The organism is Micromonospora sp. DT4 (assembly GCF_049841675.1).
Classification (GTDB): Bacteria; Actinomycetota; Actinomycetes; order Mycobacteriales; family Micromonosporaceae; genus Micromonospora.
In genome coordinates, this window is the sequence record NZ_JBNCKT010000064.1 from 14962 (window position 1) to 32571 (window position 17610).

The 17610-nt window shown below is 69.5% G+C and carries 18 protein-coding genes and 2 pseudogenes; 6 read left to right on the top strand and 14 right to left on the bottom strand.

What is annotated here, in order from left to right:
- Positions 1-3: 3 nt before the first annotated feature.
- Positions 4-1353 (bottom strand): type I glutamate--ammonia ligase, encoded by a 1350-nt coding sequence (glnA, locus tag ACLQ24_RS18535; protein ID WP_425892970.1) that lies wholly within the window; start codon positions 1351-1353, stop codon positions 4-6.
- Between the two features lie 237 nt (positions 1354-1590).
- Between glnA and ACLQ24_RS18540 the strand changes: the two genes are divergently transcribed.
- Together ACLQ24_RS18540 and panB are read left to right on the top strand one after the other, a co-directional pair.
- Positions 1591-3348, top strand: coding sequence for an NAD+ synthase (locus tag ACLQ24_RS18540; RefSeq protein ID WP_425892971.1), 1758 nt, complete (start codon positions 1591-1593; stop codon positions 3346-3348).
- A 210-nt stretch (positions 3349-3558) separates the two neighbouring features.
- Complete coding sequence (gene panB / locus ACLQ24_RS18545; protein WP_425892972.1) at positions 3559-4404, top strand: 3-methyl-2-oxobutanoate hydroxymethyltransferase; 846 nt, start codon at positions 3559-3561, stop codon at positions 4402-4404.
- Between the two features lie 276 nt (positions 4405-4680).
- Here the strand turns inward: panB and ACLQ24_RS18550 are convergent, their stop codons facing one another.
- The 6 genes from ACLQ24_RS18550 to ACLQ24_RS18575 all read right to left on the bottom strand — a co-directional run bounded on the left by ACLQ24_RS18550 (position 4681) and on the right by ACLQ24_RS18575 (position 9786).
- Complete coding sequence (locus tag ACLQ24_RS18550; RefSeq protein ID WP_425892973.1) at positions 4681-5931, bottom strand: DUF222 domain-containing protein; 1251 nt, start codon at positions 5929-5931, stop codon at positions 4681-4683.
- Positions 5932-6023: 92 nt separating this feature from the next.
- On the bottom strand, positions 6024-6374 hold the full coding sequence (locus tag ACLQ24_RS18555) for a hypothetical protein (protein ID WP_425892974.1): 351 nt from the start codon (positions 6372-6374) through the stop codon (positions 6024-6026).
- Between the two features lie 24 nt (positions 6375-6398).
- The gene (npdG, locus tag ACLQ24_RS18560; protein ID WP_425892975.1) at positions 6399-7097 is read right to left on the bottom strand and encodes an NADPH-dependent F420 reductase; all 699 of its coding nucleotides are present in this window, start codon (positions 7095-7097) and stop codon (positions 6399-6401) included.
- 88 nt (positions 7098-7185) lie between these two features.
- Positions 7186-8616 (bottom strand): RNB domain-containing ribonuclease, encoded by a 1431-nt coding sequence (locus tag ACLQ24_RS18565; RefSeq protein ID WP_425892976.1) that lies wholly within the window; start codon positions 8614-8616, stop codon positions 7186-7188.
- A 63-nt stretch (positions 8617-8679) separates the two neighbouring features.
- Positions 8680-9501, bottom strand: coding sequence for a histone (locus ACLQ24_RS18570; protein WP_425892977.1), 822 nt, complete (start codon positions 9499-9501; stop codon positions 8680-8682).
- 81 nt (positions 9502-9582) lie between these two features.
- Positions 9583-9786 carry a hypothetical protein gene (locus ACLQ24_RS18575; RefSeq protein WP_425732704.1) on the bottom strand — a complete coding sequence of 68 codons (204 nt, stop codon included), beginning with the start codon at positions 9784-9786 and terminating at the stop codon, positions 9583-9585.
- A gap of 196 nt (positions 9787-9982) precedes the next feature.
- Between ACLQ24_RS18575 and ACLQ24_RS18580 the strand changes: the two genes are divergently transcribed.
- Positions 9983-10480: an NUDIX hydrolase gene (locus ACLQ24_RS18580; protein ID WP_425892978.1), complete on the top strand. Its 498-nt coding sequence runs from the start codon at positions 9983-9985 to the stop codon at positions 10478-10480.
- A 108-nt stretch (positions 10481-10588) separates the two neighbouring features.
- On the opposite strand, the pseudogene ACLQ24_RS18585 reads toward ACLQ24_RS18580, so the two are convergent.
- The 3 genes and pseudogenes from ACLQ24_RS18585 to ACLQ24_RS18595 all read right to left on the bottom strand — a co-directional run.
- Positions 10589-10963, bottom strand: a pseudogene (locus ACLQ24_RS18585) (helix-turn-helix domain-containing protein); the annotation flags it as partial.
- 87 nt (positions 10964-11050) lie between these two features.
- Complete coding sequence (locus ACLQ24_RS18590; protein ID WP_425892979.1) at positions 11051-11629, bottom strand: GNAT family N-acetyltransferase; 579 nt, start codon at positions 11627-11629, stop codon at positions 11051-11053.
- Positions 11630-11646: 17 nt separating this feature from the next.
- Positions 11647-11886: pseudogene (locus ACLQ24_RS18595) on the bottom strand (hypothetical protein); the annotation flags it as partial.
- Positions 11887-12082: 196 nt separating this feature from the next.
- Between ACLQ24_RS18595 and ACLQ24_RS18600 the strand changes: the two are divergent.
- Positions 12083-13006 carry an expansin EXLX1 family cellulose-binding protein gene (locus ACLQ24_RS18600; RefSeq protein ID WP_425892980.1) on the top strand — a complete coding sequence of 308 codons (924 nt, stop codon included), beginning with the start codon at positions 12083-12085 and terminating at the stop codon, positions 13004-13006.
- A gap of 15 nt (positions 13007-13021) precedes the next feature.
- Here the strand turns inward: ACLQ24_RS18600 and ACLQ24_RS18605 are convergent, their stop codons facing one another.
- Positions 13022-13195, bottom strand: coding sequence for a hypothetical protein (locus tag ACLQ24_RS18605; protein WP_425892981.1), 174 nt, complete (start codon positions 13193-13195; stop codon positions 13022-13024).
- A gap of 362 nt (positions 13196-13557) precedes the next feature.
- Between ACLQ24_RS18605 and ACLQ24_RS18610 the strand changes: the two genes are divergently transcribed.
- Positions 13558-13980 carry a GntR family transcriptional regulator gene (locus ACLQ24_RS18610; RefSeq protein WP_425892982.1) on the top strand — a complete coding sequence of 141 codons (423 nt, stop codon included), beginning with the start codon at positions 13558-13560 and terminating at the stop codon, positions 13978-13980.
- A 119-nt stretch (positions 13981-14099) separates the two neighbouring features.
- On the opposite strand, the gene ACLQ24_RS18615 is transcribed toward ACLQ24_RS18610, so the two are convergent.
- On the bottom strand, positions 14100-14315 hold the full coding sequence (locus tag ACLQ24_RS18615) for a hypothetical protein (RefSeq protein ID WP_425892983.1): 216 nt from the start codon (positions 14313-14315) through the stop codon (positions 14100-14102).
- A gap of 812 nt (positions 14316-15127) precedes the next feature.
- Here ACLQ24_RS18615 and ACLQ24_RS18620 point away from each other — a divergent pair.
- Entirely contained in the window at positions 15128-15337 is a 210-nt protein-coding gene (locus tag ACLQ24_RS18620; protein ID WP_425892984.1) for a hypothetical protein, read from the top strand.
- A gap of 73 nt (positions 15338-15410) precedes the next feature.
- On the opposite strand, the gene ACLQ24_RS18625 is transcribed toward ACLQ24_RS18620, so the two are convergent.
- Both ACLQ24_RS18625 and ACLQ24_RS18630 read right to left on the bottom strand, forming a co-directional pair.
- A complete protein-coding gene (locus ACLQ24_RS18625) occupies positions 15411-16850 on the bottom strand; it encodes a hypothetical protein (protein ID WP_425892985.1) in 1440 nt (479 codons plus the stop codon).
- Positions 16851-17078: 228 nt separating this feature from the next.
- Positions 17079-17610 (bottom strand): tyrosine-type recombinase/integrase (locus ACLQ24_RS18630; protein ID WP_425892986.1); only part of this gene is annotated, 532 nt, incomplete at its 5' end.

The window sequence follows — 17610 nt, forward strand, 5'->3', positions numbered from 1 at the left end:
CGCCTACAGCGCCAGGTAACGCTGCCGCTCGTACGGGGTGACCTCGCGGCGGTACTGCTCCCACTCGGCCCGCTTGTTGCGCAGGAAGAAGTCGAAGACGTGCTCGCCCAGCACCTCGGCGACCAGTTCGGACTCGGCCATCACGTCGATCGCCTCGGCGAGGTTCTCCGGCAGCGCCTCGTACCCCATGGCGCGGCGCTCGGCGCTGCTGAGCGACCAGACGTCGTCCTCGGCCCCCGGCGGCAGCTCGTAGCCCTCCTCGATGCCCTTCAAGCCTGCGCCGAGCAGCACCGCGAAGGCGAGGTACGGGTTGGTCGCCGAGTCCAGCGAGCGGACCTCGACCCGGGCCGAGTTCGGCTTGCCGTACGCCGGCACCCGCACCAGCGCGGACCGGTTCAGGTGACCCCAGCAGACGTACGCCGGGCTCTCGGTGATCCGGTCGGGCAGGTGCTGCGGGAAGAGCCGCTTGTACGAGTTGACCCACTGGTTGGTGACCGCCGTGTATTCCCGGGCGTGCACCAGCAGGCCGGCGATGAAGGACTTGGCCACCTTGGAGAGCTTCATCGGGTCGCCACCGTCGTGGAAGGCGTTGCGCTCGCCCTCGAACAACGACAGGTGGGTGTGCATGCCGCTGCCCGGCTGGTCGGTGAACGGCTTCGGCATGAAGCTGGCCTGCACGCCGGTGGAGAGGGCGACCTCCTTCACCACGTGCCGGAAGGTCATGATGTTGTCGGCGGTGGTCAGCGCGTCGGCGTACCGCAGGTCGATCTCCTGCTGGCCGGGCGCGACCTCGTGGTGGCTGAACTCCACCGAGATGCCGATCCGCTCCAGCGCCAACACGCCCTGGCGGCGGAAGTCGCGGGCCACCGCGTGGGTGGTGTGCTCGAAGTAGCCGCCGGTGTCCACCGGGGTGGGCACCGAGCCGTCCTGCGGACCGTTCTCCAGCAGGAAGAACTCGATCTCGGGGTGGGTGTAGAAGGTGAAGCCCTTCTCCGCCGCCTTGGACAGCGCGCGGCGCAGTACGTGCCGCGGGTCGGCCCAGGACGGGCTGCCGTCGGGCAGCAGGATGTCGCAGAACATCCGGGCGCTCTCGCCGCTGACCCCGCCCTCGAACGGGAAGACCTGGAACGTGGTCGGGTCGGGCATCGCCACCATGTCCGACTCGAAGACGCGCGCGAATCCCTCGATCGCCGAGCCGTCGAAGCCGATGCCCTCCTCGAAGGCCGCTTCCAACTCCGCAGGCGCCACCGAGACGCTCTTGAGCGTGCCCAGCACGTCCGTGAACCACAGCCGGACGAACCGGATGTCCCGCTCTTCCAGCGTACGGAGGACGAACTCCTGCTGACGGTCCACTTCCCCAACCCCTCGCGACACTCTTTGTCCGCCTTGGCCGGGCTGCGCCCGACCTGACCGCCCAGTGTTCCCGGGCCTGGTTACGCAGACGTTACGCGAACCGCCGCCGCCCGTCCCCTCGTGTCCCGCCCGGCGAGCGGTACCGATGCGACGCGACGGCCGCGCGGCGTCCGGGCGTGGCCGCCGTCTCGTCCGAGGGTACGGATTCGCCCAACGAAGCTGGGGCAAGATGAGGACATGCCCACCCTGCGTCTCGCCCTGTCCCAGGTCAACCCGAGCGTCGGCGACCTCGTCGGCAACGCCGGCCTGGTCCGCAGCTGGACCCGCCAGGCCGCCGACGCCGGCGCCCAGCTGGTACTCTTCCCGGAGATGATGCTGACCGGCTACCCGGTCGAGGACCTGGTCTTCCGGCGCTCCTTCGTCGCCGCGTCCCAGGCCGCCCTGCGGCAGCTCGCGGCCGATCTCGCCGACGACGGCCTCGGTGACCTGCCGGTCGTGGTCGGCTACCTGGACGCCGACGGGCCGCCGCAGGTCAGCGGGGACGCCGAGCCGGGGCGGGGCGCCCGCAACGCCGCCGCGCTGCTGCACCGGGGCGAGGTGGTCGCCCGCTACTTCAAGCACCACCTGCCCAACTACGGTGTCTTCGACGAGGACCGCTACTTCGTCTCGGGCGACCGGTTGACCGTCGTGCGGATCGGTGGGGTGGACGTCGCGCTGACCATCTGCGAGGACCTGTGGCAGGCCGGCGGCCCGTTCGCCGCCGCCCGGCAGGCCGGCGTCGGCCTCGTGGTCAACATCAACGGCTCGCCGTACGAGTTGAACAAGGACGACATCCGCCTGCCGCTGGTCCGCCGTCGGGCCGCCGAGGCGAACGCCACCATCGCGTACGTCAACATGATCGGCGGCCAGGACGAGCTGGTCTTCGAGGGCGACTCGATGATCGTCACGCCCGACGGTGAGCTGCTCACCCGTGCCCCGCAGTTCGTCGAGCACCTGCTCGTGCACGACGTCGAGCTGCCGGCCGCGACGACGACCCCCGGCAGCGACGTCGTCGCGGACGGCATGCGGGTGGCGTACCACACGGTGGACGCGATCCCGCCCGCGCCGACCGGCCCGGCCGTCGCCGGCGGGCTGATCGAGCCGGTCGCCGACGAGGCCGAGGTCTGGCACGCGCTGGTGCTGGGCCTGCGCGACTACGTCAACAAGAACCGGTTCGCCTCGGTGGTGCTCGGCCTCTCCGGTGGCATCGACTCGGCGGTGGTGGCCGCCCTCGCCGTCGACGCGCTGGGCCCGGACCGGGTGGTCGGGGTGTCGCTGCCCAGTCAGCACTCCTCCGAGCACTCCCGCGAGGACGCCGCCGACCTGGCCAAGCGCACCGGGCTGGACTACCGCGTCGAGCCGATCCAGCCGATGGTGGACGCCTTCCTGGCGAACCTGTCGCTGTCCGGGATCGCCGTGGAGAACCTCCAGGCCCGGGTACGCGGTGTCATCCTGATGGCGCTGTCGAACCAGGAGGGCCACCTGGTCCTGACCACCGGCAACAAGAGCGAGCTGGCGGTCGGCTACTCCACGCTGTACGGCGACTCGGTGGGCGGCTTCAACCCGATCAAGGACGTCTGGAAGACGCTGGTGTGGCGTCTGGCGAAGTGGCGCAATGCGGACGCGGCCCGGCGCGGCGAGACCGCCCCGATCCCGGAGAACTCGATCGGCAAGCCGCCGAGCGCCGAGCTGAGCCCCGGCCAGCTCGACAGCGACTCCCTGCCCGACTACGACGTACTCGACCCGATCCTCATCGGCTACGTCGACGGCGACCTGGGCCGCGACGGGCTGGTCGAGTCGGGCCACGACCCGGCAGTCGTCGACAAGGTGCTGCGGCTGGTGGATACCGCCGAGTACAAGCGACGCCAGTCCGCGCCGGGCACGAAGATCTCCATGAAGGCGTTCGGCCGGGACCGTCGACTGCCGATCACGAACCGGTGGCGCGAGCACGGCTGACGTCGTACACCCTCGGGGTGCCGGGCCGGTGGCGCGGCCCGGCGCCGCCTCGCGGCGGCCTGCGCGGCGTCTGATGGCGGGCTCGCGGCCCGACGGCCTCGGGTGGCGGAGTGACATCTCGCACTGCGCCCTGCCGCCGTGCCGCCTCGCGGTGCGACGATCGGCGGAGCCCGGGGACCGCGCAGGCGGCCTCGAGGAAGGGAGACAGTCATGATCGAGTCCACTCCGCATGAGGTGACCGCGCTGTACGGCGGACCGGCCACCCGTCGGGTCCGCACCCGCGACCTGATCGCCGCCAAGGAGCGCGGCGAACGCTGGCCGATGCTCACCTCGTACGACCAGTACACGGCGGGGATCTTCGACCGGGCCGGCGTGCCGGTGCTGCTGGTCGGCGATTCGGCGGCGAACAACGTGTTCGGCTACGAGACCACCCTGCCGGTCACCGCCGACGACCTGTTGCCGCTGGTACGAGCCGTGGTGCGCTCGACCCGGCAGGCACTCGTCGTCGGTGACCTGCCGTTCGGCTCCTACGAGGAGGGCCCGACCCAGGCGCTGCGCACCGCCGTACGGTTCATGAAGGAGGGCGGCTGCCACGCGGTGAAGCTGGAGGGCGGGCGACGCTGCGCCGCGCAGATCGCCGCGATCGTCGGCGCCGGCATCCCGGTGATGGCGCACATCGGCTTCACTCCGCAGAGCGAGCACACGCTGGGCGGCTACCGCGTGCAGGGGCGGGGCGACACGGCCGACGAGGTGCTGGCCGACGCGCGGGCGGTGACCGAGGCCGGCGCGTTCGCGGTGGTCCTGGAGATGGTGCCGGGCGTGGTGGCCAAGCAGATCACCCACGAGCTGCCCATCCCCACGGTCGGCATCGGCGCGGGCCCGGACACCGACGCCCAGGTGCTGGTCTGGCAGGACATGGCCGGCCTGCGTACCGGCAAGGCACCGCGCTTCGTGAAGCGGTACGCGGACCTCGCGGACGTCCTCACCGACGCCACCCGCCGCTTCGCCGACGAGGTCCGCGGCGGCGATTTCCCGGCCGCCGAGCACACTTTCTAGGGCCGAACACGGCTGACCGTCCGGCACGGCCAGGCTGGGCCGACTGGGGCTGCCGGCTAGGGGGACTCTAGCGGGCGGCTAGGGGGCATGCTGGGAGCAGGCGACTGCCGGCGGCACTGCCCCGCCGGCAGTCACAGGGCGCTGCCTCCACCCGGCGGCAGCAGCCAAGGGCGGCGGGCACTCCCCGTTGCGGAGGCCGCGATGGACGAGCCGACTATCCAGCGAAGATGGGGCATCGAGCCAGGGCTGTCCCCGCGGGCATGTCCGGCCGCGCGGTCACGTTCGCCGGTGGTAGTGGTTGCGGCGGGGGACCTGTTCCGGGTCGAGCCAGGCCGGAGGGACGAATTCGGGGTGGCTGTCGGCACCGAGACGGATGGCCCACTCGCCTTGATGGATGTGCCGGTGGTGGTGGCCGCAGCGGAGCACTGCGTTGTGGAGGCTGGTGTCGCCGCCGTCGGCCCAGTGGCGGATGTGGTGGGAGTCGCACCAGCGCGGTGGCCGGTCGCAGCCGGGAAAGGCGCAACCTCGGTCGCGGAGCACGAGGGCGCGGCGCAGAGGGCCGGTGACGAGTCGGCGTTGCCGGCCGACGTCGAGGGTCTGGCTGGTGCCGCCGAGGACGGTGGGCAGGATGGCGGCGTCGCAGGCGAGCCGCCGCACGGTCTCGGCGGTGAGCGCGAGACCGGCGTCGAGGGTGCCCGCGCCGAGCTGCCGGACCAGGCCGTCGAAGCTGGTGGTGACGACAAGCTGCGCGGGATCGCCCCCGTGCTCGGGCAGTTCACCCGTACGCAGGGCCAGTCGGCAGAGGTCAGCGAGCGCGTCGTGCCGTCGTTGCCCGGGTGAGCGCTGGTCGTCCTGGCCCGAGGGCGCGGTCAGCGGGTCGATGGCGGTGCGGAGCAGGCCGGCGGTCTCCGCGTCGAGGGTGCCGCTCAATCGGAGCCGGCCGTCGGTCAGCTCGGACAGGGTGAGGTGACGATCCCGGGTGGCTCGACGGGCTTCGGCGTCGAGGGCTGCCTTGGCGGCGGCGTCGGCGATCTCGGGGGCGACGTGGTCGAGGATGCGGGTCGCGAGCTTGCGCAGCAGGGTGGGGTCGAACTGGCCGGCCCAGTCGACGAGGACGCCGACGGCCCTGCCGGCGACCTCGGTGCCGGCGCTGGCCCGAACGGTGTCGACGGTGTCGGCGACGACGCGGGCCTGCTCCAGGGTGACGTCCCCGTCGGCCAGCGCTTGGCGGACCTCGGGAGCGCCCACGTCGAGGGTGCTGGCGAACTCGACCAGTCGGCGAGCGGCGGGGACGGTCAGCCGGAGCCGGTCCCGCAACCACACCGCCGTCGACGACGCGCCCTGCGCCTGGGCCGTACCCCGGCCGTCCAGCTCGCGAACCAGGGCCAGCTTGACCGCCGCGAGCTGCTGCTCGAGCCGGTGCGCGGCGTCGAGCGCAGCCACCAGGTCATGCTCCGCGAGGGCCCAGACGGGCGCGGCGGCGGATGCCGCCACCGCGCCCCGCGCCTGCGCCAACTCGTCAATCACAACCCGAGATTAGAACAGGCGTACGACAGATTCGACTTCATGATCAATAAGTGTGGTCAGACTGCCGGCGATGGAGGCAGGCATGACGACGGCTAGTTCTCGCGCACCTCGCGGGTGTCGGGCAGATCGAGGTACGCCAGCAGCCGCAACAGCCCGCTCACGTGCGAAAGGTCGTGCCACAGCGACACGAAGCCCTCTGGACCACCCCGCCGTAGGAGGCTCGTCAGCTCGGCGACGTCGTCGCTGCTCTGCCCGCAGTCGATTTCCAGCTCGGGCTGCTGGACCATCCGAAATGCCGCGCCCAGGTCCATGTTCCAGTAGTAGTCGACGTCGAGCTGAGACAGCTGGATCTCCGGACCGAATCGGCTCTCCGCCGCATCCAACAACATGGAGCACGCTCGGCGCAGATCCACGATCCTCGACACCGCGTCAGCATCGGTCATGCCCCATGATCCCTCAGGGCACTGTCAGAGGTCGGTGACGCGGATGCCGGCGTGGGCCTTGTAGCGCTTGTTGATGGCGATCAGGTTCGCGGTGAACGCCTCGATCTGGTGGGCGTTGCGCAACCGTCCAGCGTAGATGCCGCGCATTCCGGGGATTCGGGCGGCGAGCGCTCCGACGATGTCGACGAGTTCCCGGTCCTCCGTGCAGATCAGCACGTCGAGGTCGATCCGGTCGACCTCGGGGTCGGCCAGCAGTGGAGCGCTGACGTGGTTGAACGCGGCGCAGACGCGGGAGTCGGGCAGCAGCGCGGCGGCCTGCTGGACGGCGCTGCCCTCGGCGACGGTGAGCGCGTACGGACCCTGCTTGTCGAAGCCCAGCGGGTTGACGCAGTCGACGACGATCGTCCCGGCGAGCGGCTCGGCGAGCGCGGCGACGGTGTCGGCGTGCCCGTCCCACGGCACCGCGATGATCACCACGTCGCTACGGCGGGCCACCTCGTCGTTGGCCGCGCCGCTGATGCGGACGTCGGCCGGCATCCGGGGCAGCGCGGCGATCTCGGCGGCGGATTCGGCGGCGCGCTCGGCGGACCGGGAGCCGATCAGCACCGTCTGTCCGGCCCGCGCGAGTCGATAGGCGAGGCCACGGCCCTGGTCGCCGGTGCCGCCGATGATGCCGACCGTCAGCCCGGACACGTCGGGCAGCGTGCTCGCGTCGTATGCCATGGGCTCATCCTCGCAAACCGCTGGACACGCCAGAGTCGCCAGACGCTGTGACAATCCCCGCTGCCCACGCGACCCGACGCGCGGCGACTCAGGCCAGCTCGAACAGCACCGTACGGGCCGCCGGGTCGGCGGTGACCAGACGGACCCGGACCCGTTCGCCGAGGGGCAGGTCACCGAGGCAGCGGCTGCGGACCGGCGGGGCGTCCAGGGCCACCGTTCCACCGGGCGGGCGCGGCCGGGACTTGCCGTTGGGAGGGGCGTCGACGTCGAGCACCGCCGCGTCGAAGGTCTCCCCCACGCGGTGTTCCAGGAGTACCGCCTCGGTCAGCTCGACCGCACCGCGGCTGGCCGCCGAGGCGGTGCGGTCGGTGCTGGCCATCACCTCGGGCAGCCGGGGCAGCGCGGCGCGGGCCCAGTCGGGCACCTCCCGGCCCGCGTGCAGGGCCAGGCAGACCTCGGTGGCGTAGCGGTCGGCCAGGCGTCGCAGCGGGGCCGTGACATGGGCGTACGCGGCCGCCACGCCGCCGTGCTCCGGCTGTTCCGGGCGGGCGCCGTCGAAGGCGGTGTACGCGGCACCGCGCATCAGCTCGGCGGCCTGGTCGATGAACGCGGCGGCACGCGGCTGGGCCGCGTCCAGGCCGGCGATCACCTCGCCGGGGCTCGCGCCGTCCGGCCAGCGCACGCCCAGCGGGGCGGCGGCCGCCCGCAGGCGTTGCACCGCCTCCGGCTTCGGCGGGGGCATCGTCCGCAGCAGGCCCACCCCGCCGGCCAGCATGATGTCGGCGGCCGCCATTCCGGTCAGCAGCGAGATCTGCGCGTTGTGCTCCTCCATCGGCGCGGGCCCGCGCAGCACCAGCCGCCACCCGTCGCCGTCGGGCTCCACGTCCTGCTCGGGCAGCGGCAGGTTGATGGCCCCCCGGCGCAGTCCGCGGGCGGTCAGCCGGTCGCCGATCTCGGGCAGCAGCGCGATCGGCTCGGGCAGCCGACCGGCGTCGGCGGCCGCCTGCACCCCGAGGTAATCGAGCTTGGCCCGACTGCGTACCAGAGCACGCTCCAGCTCGACGGCCACCGTGCCGCCGTCGGCATCCAGGTCGATGGTCCACACCACGGCGGCGCGGTCGTCGTCGGGCAGCAGGCTGGCCGCGCCCTCGCTGAGCGTCAATGGGTGCAGCGGCACGTTGCCGTCGGGCAGGTAGACCGTCTGCCCGCGCCGCCAGGTCTCCTCCTCGAGCGCGCCGCCCGGCTCGACGTGCGCGGCGACGTCCGCGATGGCGTACCGCACGCGGTAGCCCCCGCCCGGGCGGCGGGCCAGGTACATCGCCTGGTCCAGGTCACGGGAGGTGACCGGGTCGACCGTGACGAACGGGATGTCGGTGCGGTCGACGGACGGCCGGGGCGGCGCGGCCGCCGCCCCGTCGGCCTCCCGCTGGGCGGCGGCCGGAAAACCCTCGGGCAGGCCGAGCTCGCGGCGCAGCGCGCCGAAGTCGATGCGGGGGGCGAGTACGCGTCGGATGACCACGGGTCAATCCTGACAGCGCCGCCGGTGATCCGCTTCCCGTGACCGGCCGGTGGGTCGGCCCGTTCAGCCGGTCGTCTTGCGGGCGGTGCGCGTACCCCGTGTGGTGGTGGCTCGCGCGGTCACCTTGCGGGCCGGCGCCTTGGCCGCGGTGGTCTTCTTGGCCGTCGTCTTCTTCGCCGCGGCCTTGCGCGCGGTGGTCGACGAGGTGGCGGTCACCTTCGCGGCCGGTGCCTTCTTCGCCGCCGCCTTGCGGACGCCACCGCTCGGACGGGTCGCCGTGGCTTTCTTGGCGGGAGCCTTCTTGGCCGTCGTCTTCTTCGCCGGGGCCTTCTTGGCGGCCGTCTTCCGCACCATGGAGGCCTTGGTCGCGGCCTTGCGCGCGGGCGCCTTCGCGGCGGTGGTGGCCCTCTTCGCGGCCGACGCCGTGGTCTTCTTCGCCGCGCTGGTGGTCTTCTTGGCGGCGCTTGTCGTCTTCTTCGCCGTGCCCGTCGTCCTGGTCGCGGCGGTGGTGCTCTTGCGCGTCGCGGCCGCCGGGGTCCGCTTCGTGGCGGCGGTCGTCCTGCCGGCGGCGGTCGAGGTCTTGGCCGGGGCCTTCTTCGCCGCCGTGCTGGTCTTGGTCGCGGCCTTCTTCGCCGCAGCGGTGGTCTTGGCCGTGGTCTTGGTCGCGGCCTTCTTCGCCGGGGCCTTCTTCGCCGCCGTGGTCGTCTTCGTCGCCGGGGCACGCCCCGCGCCGCCGGCCGCCTTGCGGGCCGGGGCCGCGGCGGCGGTGGACTTGCGCACGGGGGTGGTCCGGCTCGCCGACGTGCCACGCTCCGCCGCGGCGGTCTTCTTCGCGGTAGTCTTGCGGGCAGCCGGGCGTGTGGTGGCCTGCTGGGTAACGGCCATCGTCGTTCCCTCCTTGGGGCGTGCTCTCGCGTGCGTCCTCGCGGAGCACGAACTACCGCGACGCGGGCCGTCCCGCGCCGTCTACCTGTCCTCCCCAGCCCAACGCGCGTCCTCGGCCTCCCACGCCTCGTTCCGCTCCTGCACCCGCTGCAGGGCGTTCTCCGCGTCGGCCGCCGAGTCGTACGGGCCGAGGACGTGCTTCGCCGGGCACACGTCGGCGTCCGTCTCAACCCGGTGGTGTCGGGTGCACCAGTAGAACTGCCCACTACGTCCGCTGTCGCTCATGGGAAACACTGTGCACCGCGAACCGGCCGACCGCCACCGGATCACGCAAGTCGCCGAACCCTCTCCACAGTAGAGACGCTCGCCGCGCCGCGGGCGAAAACGCCGAAAGAAGTGCAGGTGGGGGCACTGGACGCGCGGAAACCCCGGTGGTCGGGCGGCTCGTAATGGCCGGCGTCGCGCGGCCTATGATCGCCCGATGGCGGTACCCGAGTACATCGTGCGGATGCGCAAGCACGTCGGCCACGACCTGCTGTGGCTGCCCAGCGTCAGCGCGGTCATCCGCAACGACGACGGCGAACTGCTGCTCGGCCAACGCTCGGACGACGGACGGTGGTCGGTGATCAGCGGCTTCGTCGAGCCGGGCGAACAGCCGGCCACCGCGCTGGTCCGGGAGGTGCGGGAGGAGACCGGCCTGGACGTGACGCCGCTGCGTCTGACCAGTGCTGTCTCCCACCCGCACACCTACCCCAACGGCGACCGCTGCGAGTACCTCAACCTGGGCTTCGTCTGCCAGGTGGTGTCCGGCGTCGCGCGGGTCAACGACGACGAGTCGCTGGACGTGCGGTGGTTTCCGCTGGACCGGCTGCCCGAGTTGGACAGGCACGCGCTGCTGGTCATCGCCTACGCGCTGCGCGACAACCCGTCGGCCGGTCACCTGCCGCCGGGCACCGGCTGGGACGACGTACCCGACTGAGCCTCGCGCCGGTCAGGACGGGACCCGCTCGACGGGGATCCACAGCTCGGCGTCCGCCGTGGTCCCGTCCGCGGACACCCGGACCCGGGAGATCTCCGGTCCTGGTCGGCTGCCGCTCCCTTCCACGGTGAGTCGGAAGGACATCCGGGGCTGCGAGCGCAGCGCCGCGCCCGTACGCCGGGCTTCTCCAGGCCCCACGCCGTGTACGGCGTGGAACGCCCGGCCGAACGCCTCGGCCGATCCGTAGCCGTGGCGCACCGCGACGTCGAGCAGCGTCCGCTCCCCCGCCAGTACATCCGCGCCGGCGACGGTGGGCCGACGGCGGCGGATGTACTCCGACAGCGGCATACCGGCCAGCGCGGAGAACAGCCGCCGAAAGTGGTACTCCGACGTGAGCGCGATCCGCGCCAGGTCGGTCACCTCGATCTGCTGGTCGAGGTGCCGCTCGATGTGCGCCATGGCCTCGTTGAGCCGCTCCAGCACCCGGGCCTCCCTCCCTTACGAGCAGCAACGCTAGGTGGCAGGGCCGGGAGCCCACCCGACATCCGGTGCCCGCGACGGTCGGGTACGTCAGCGGCGTGGCTGCTGCATGATCCAGGTGGGTACCGGCTCCGGCAGCGAGCCCACCACCTCCCAGCCGGCCCGGCGGTACAGCTCGACGTTCGCCGGGTTGCTGGTCGCCAGGATCGCCGGCAGGCCGTCGGCCGCCGCACGCTCCAACCCGGCCCGCATGACCGCGCGACCCCAGCCGCGTCCGGCGCTGTCCGGGTGGGTGCCCAGGACGCCGAGATACCAGAACGGGTACGTCGGCAGGGCCGCGTGTACGGCATCGTCGTAACCCTGGACGCGGGCCAGCACGTCGGCGGGATAACGAGAGGCGGGATCGCCGTGCGGCGACTGCTGCCCGGCGGCCTGCGGCTCGGCCGGCAGGTCCCACCGGGCGACCGAGGCACCCCGGCCGATCGTCCAGACCGACGCCCGATGCACCCGCTTGTCGAAGAGGTTCCCGAAGAAGGCGGCGGCGTACCGCGGATAGGTGTCCTCGCCGGGGAACAGGTGCCGCAGGACGGGGTCCTCGACGAACGCGGCGACCAGCGTCTCGACGACGGCATCCCGGTCGGCGGGGGTGGCGATGGTGATTTCGGGCATGGTTACAGCGGTCGACACTATCGCCGGCGCGGTCCCCCCGGCGCGCCACCCTCGTCGACGTCGACGCCGTGCGACGGGCCGGGAGCGTCACCGTCGAGCAGGAACCGGAACGGGATCGACTGCCCCGCCCCGGGGGCCAGCACGAGGTGCGCATCGCGGGCGTGGAACCGGAAGGCGATACTCCCGCCGGCTCGTGAAAGCACCGCCTTCTCCGACCCGATCGTCCACTCCCCCGCGAGGGCCCACTGGTTGAGGCCGAGGCTCCCCGGCTGTCCGGAGACGGTGCGGCGACATCGCCCTGATCGGAGGGCTCATCGCCTCGCGCGGGCCAGCGCGTCCGTCGACCTCGTCGCCGCGTTGCCGCAGCGGACCGCGGCCCCGCCGATCCGGCGCGTAAACGGCCCGTTCGACAGCTTTGCGCTGCCCGCGGATCATGCGGCAACATCAGGCGGCGTGACGGCACCAGGCACGGAACCCGACAACGACACCCCGGCCGGCGACAGCACCACGCCCCGGTCGAGTCGGCGGGTCCGGCGCTGGTGGGCCGGCGTCGGGGTCGCCGCCCTGGCCGCCGTCCTCGGCATCACCCTCGCCGTACGCGGCGGCGCCGCCCCGGCCTGCGCCGCGCCACCGAGCGGCAACACCGTCCACAGGGGAACCGCGAGCTTCTACGACGCGGGCCGCTCGGGTGGCACCTGCTCCTTCCCGGGTCCGCCCGCGGACCGGCGCTACGTGGCCCTCGGCTCGTCGCAGTACGCCAAGGCCGCCGCCTGCGGCAGCTACCTGGACGTCACCGGCCCGAAGGGCACGGTCCGGGTGCTGGTCATGGACCAGTGCGACGGGTGCGGCAGCAGCAAGATCGACCTCTCCGACGAGGCGTTCACCCGGATCGCCGGCCGGTCGCAGGGCATCGCTTCCGTGACGTACCGGGCGGTGGTCGACCCGCCGCTCGACGGCGGCCTCACCTTCCGGCTCAAGGGTGGCGCGTCGCAGTACTGGTTCGCGGTGCAGGTCGGCAACCACGGAAATCCGCTGCGCTCGGTCGAGGCGAAGGGACCGACCGGCGGTTTCCGCAAGACTGCCCGCCAGACCGACAACTACTGGACCGTCGAGGACGGCATCGGTCCCGGGCCGTACACGATCAGGGTCACCGACGTGTACGGCCACCGGGCGACCGCTACCGGCATCCGCATGACGCCGAAGCAGGTCCAACGCACCACGGCCTCCCTGGTCGCCGCCGTATCGTCTCCACCCTCGCCGACCCCCACGCCGTCGCCCTCGCTCTCACCCTCGCCGACGGCGGCAGAGTCAGCCGCACCGGCGACGACGGTCGAGGCCCTGGCCGGCGCAGCCGCGCTGGCCGACTCCCGCTGCTGACACCGCGCCGGCCGATCAGGTGCTGATCGCTCCCAGCACGGCGGCGGTGTTGCCGCGAGCGGCGCGTTCGCCGGCCGCCACCACTTCTTCCGGGCTGGCGCCACGGGCCATCGCCTTGGCCATCGCCTCCTGACGCCGCTGCTCGATCTGCTCGCTACGCCTCTGCTTGAACCAGCTCCAGAAAGACATGCGTCAGACCATCCCCGCGCGCCGGCTGCGACAAACCGGTCAGAGATGCGTTGCTAACTTGTCTGCCCAGTTGCAATTGAAGGTAGACCGCACTTGGCAGACAAGTTAACAGGTTTGCCCAGATGCGTTGAGCCGAAAGGCTTTCCGGGTCTGCGAGGATGGCACTAGGTCGACTCCGCAACCGGTCCGACAGGACGCCGCGCGTCACATGCGACCAGGAGCAGCGCGACACCACCCCTGATACGAGCCGTCATCCTGACCGCACATCCGGAAACGTACCTACAAGTGGATGAGTTGTCTAGGCATCGAAACGTGCTCCCTGGTTGACACTTGATACGACAAGTGCCAGGTACGGTGACCGGGTGCCCACTCCGCACTACGGCCAGCCCCGTTACCGCGTCATCGCGGAGCAGCTGAGGGAACGCATCGAGAGCGGCAGCATCCCGCCAGGAGCGCTCCTGCCCACGGAGAGCGCCCTTACCACCGAGTTCCGGGCGAGCCGGGGCACTGTCCGTCAGGCCATAGCCGTCCTACGCGAAGACGGCCTAGTCACCACCGAGCACGGACGCGGCACCTCGACGAAACCGATTGTTCAGAGATACGGCTCGGATCAGGCCGCCCAATCCAACATTGAGGATCATGAGACCGACGCCGACGCCGAGCTCGCGGCGCTTTTCGGCGTTAAGGTCGGCGAAACCCTAATCAGGCAGCAACGCGTCAACCGACGCGACGGAGTCGTTGAATCGGTCACCAGAAGCTACCGACTGCAGCGGTCAGAACACTAGGCCGCATAGCTTCGCCGCCGGCGCAGCCATCACGCCTGGCAACTGGTCGTGGGCGCGGAGAGACCGAAAACCGGTGGACGCACCTGGATCTGGCGAACGAAGAGCCCACGGGTCGGATCTCAGCTCAGCGCGAGTTCATCCGGGAAGCGGTCGTGAAGCGCGGCAACCGCATGCTTCATGCAGTAGTCGAGGCTGTGGCCGTCGACCCTGATCGACGCACCATCGAGCCGCTGACCCGAGATCACCACGGTCCAGGGCTCGCGCTCCCGCTCCCCATCAATCTTGACCAGCCCGACCGGACCCATCTCCCCCAGATGCTCCAGCAGCTCCGGCACGCACTCATCCCACCTCACCCACGAATGGGATCACCGAAGCCCGCGACGGAAGCCAGCGGGTCGGCTTGGTCGTGCGTCAGGGCTTCCGGCTGCCGCGCCAGTCCAACCCCGGGACTGGCTTGCCACCGGGTCACCGGGTAGCGGCACCAGCTCCACCGCCAGGAGGTGCCCGACCCTCCCCCATAGCCACCGGCCCGACTCCGGGATCACTGAGCGCCGGCCCGGAGAGGCCCCACAGCGGCACAGCCTGACCGACCCGAGGCGAGGCCAACTGAGCCAGCGCTCAGGGCGTCTCCAGGGCGTCAGGGCGTCCTCAGGGCGTCAAACGCCGCCCAATGTTGACCATGAACGACCATCGACGCCCGAACATAGAACTAGCTCAGAGCCTTGATCACGGCTCTGAGCTGGTGGGCGACGGACGAGTCGACCTGTACGCCGGATTAAGATCATTGCACCCCCGCTGACCAGGGACGGAGCTTAGCGAAGGCCGCTGTAGGCCGTCGTCAGGCCGTCCGGTGCCGTATGCGCGCCCTCCAGCAGACAGGGCCAGAGGCGTGCTACTGGTAGCGCCTGACATTCATGCCCCGCCGGAAGTCGCAGTACCTTCGCGCCGCTGCCCTGGGAGTCCGCACCCACAGCGGCACACCCACGAGGATCCGGTCCACAGGCCCACGCAGCTTCACGGATCCTGTCAGGAACCACAGCGTTGTAGATCTCGGACCACCTGCCATCAGGCACATCGCCAAACGCGCATCCCCCGCTTCAACGGCTGGCCCAGGGCTTCGCGCGACTCCTGAGCAAAGCCTTGATCGATGACGATCTTTATCGCTTTCAGCGAGACCGACGGCGGGCATCGCGCGAAGGTCGCTCACAGCGCAGCTCTCCGCCAGTACGTGTTCAGCCAACGTCAACGGCATGATCATGCCTTGTCGAGACTCTCGCCGATCTGGTCAAACCATTACAGAGCGGACGGCCACAGCTGGCAGGAGCGGCTGCAGGGTCAAGATCGACCCACCGTATGAGCGCATAACCACAGGTCAGACCGATTCGGCCGCCCATCTACTCACGCTGAACAGCTACCTCCGCCAACCATCTCTAAGCACGCTTGCGAGGGACACCTTCTTCATCTTTTCGCAACTGGGAGATTAAACCCGAATCTTGCGGGGGCGGCGCCGCCGAGGCAGCCTGTGGCGACTTGGATCTAAGCCTCGAAGCTACCTGATTCAATCTCTGCAGGGCCGCTTCTCGTAGAATCTCTTTTACTTTTCTTCTAATTTCTGGCGTTCGCTCAATCCGAGGCCGCTCCAGGGGAATAAAAAGCTCGTCACCGTAAAGCTTCTCTCGCGTCACGCCTACCAGATTCTGCAATACGCAGGCGTATAGCAACTGACTTGCACGCCGCGTGCGTTCCGCTCCAGCGGCATGAATCATCCCGCCCGCCCCAACCGCGGCGACGACTAGAATTAGTCCCGCAGCGGGTGTCACACGGAAGCCGAGGAAGTCATATGTGGTTAAAACCGCTGCAATCGAGAAGGCCACCAGGGGCCAGGCTACACCCTTACGGAACTCACCCTCCGACCTAACACGATCAATTTCATTATGAAGATCCTTGTAGTTTACTCGCAACACTACCTCTGCCTGCTCCATACGCGCGCGGAGCCGGTCCCGCAGAGCCTTCAAATTGAACACGGCAGCCGCAAATTCGACCCGTGCCACCGAATCTTCTTTCAACTTCTGAGCGATGGCCGCGCGCGCCACCTTCGCAATGCTGTCATCACGGCGGATGTAGAAACTCAGTAAAGATATGTCGTCGGCTTTCGCAATTCTCGACTTCTGCTCCTCAGTCGCGAATGGATACACCTCCCGATTGCTAAGGTATACTGCCTCGGCAGCCTTACTCAAGGTTTCTGAAGTCATCACCTTGAGGGCATTGTCAAGAATTCCTGGGTTCTCCCCGAACGCCGACTCAAGATCAGTCTTTAGCAGTTCTTGAAAGTTCCCATAGTCAGGCTCGGCAATTTCTCGCACCTGTCGAAAGAAGGCGGCTATGCGACCTCCGATGGACTCGATAGACTGCAAAGCCGTGTCTTCGAGCACCTTCCGATACGGCTCATCTAGAAGCTTGCGACGCATTCTAGACGCAGCCAAGGCTACATATATTGCGAACGCTACAAGAATGACCAGAATCAGCGAAAGCGCCGCTGCGGCACTGCGAAGAGCGGCAAATACTAGTGCTACATTTAGGAGCACTAGGGCGATCATGAAAAGTCCCCAGAAAATCCTGCTAAGCATCTCCAGCAAGACGCCCAACAAGTAGATCAAAAAGATGCCGAAAACAAGCAAGAGTTGATCGGGAAGAGCTTGGAGCGGCTCCACAACAGGCTTGATATGCGAGTTGCGCCAGTCCTGTTCCGGGATCAGGAAGAAGATCAACCAAAAAGCGCCTGACCAGAGCAGCCCAACCGAGAACGGCGTACGCGTGTCGCGCAGGCCCGGGACCACTTGCGACAGAATGTTCATATCTTTCCGATTCATCTATACAAAGTGCAGCCGATGCGATTTGGCGGTTTAGAACCCTAGCCCTAAGTCAGGGATTGCCGACTTCCTAGTCAGATTACCGACAAGATAGTGGGATCAACGACCCAGCGCAGCTCTTGGACCTCCGGCCGTTCAATCAAACGAGTCGCATAGCCGACACTCCAACCAGACCGGTCACTGGTATGGGCGATTCCTGTTCGACGGTGCAGCCGAGCTCGATATAGTTTATTCGAAAAGCGTATCTATCGCATTTCGGGTGCGTTCTTCGCTGGCCGGCATTAGGTGCGTATACACACGCAGCGTAAAGCCGGGGTCGGCGTGACCGAGATACGACGCGAGGGCCTTGATACTCTCCCCCGCGTCGAGCAACGCCGAGGCGTAGAAGTGGCGCAGCGCGTGCATCCCGGTGGCCCGGGTCGGTGTGATGCCGGCCGCCAAGACAGCAGGTCGCCAACTCTTGTCATCGAACGTGCGCCGATTGATCGCGCCGCGCCGTGTGGTGGTGAACAGCAGTGGCGCACTGGCCCGTCCATCGCTGGCCGGGTCTTCCCAGGGCAGAGTGAGCGACAGCGGTGCGAAGTCGTCGATATGCTGCCGCAGCACCCGGGCGACGGAGTCAGGCAGCGGAATCCGGCGGTCCCGGTCGTTCTTGGGCAGCCCAAAAACGAGCCGCGACCGGACTGAGGTGATCTCAGCAACGCATAACGGTTGATTGGCGCGACACGGACGAAGGCGGCGAGTCGGGCAGTTGTGGAAA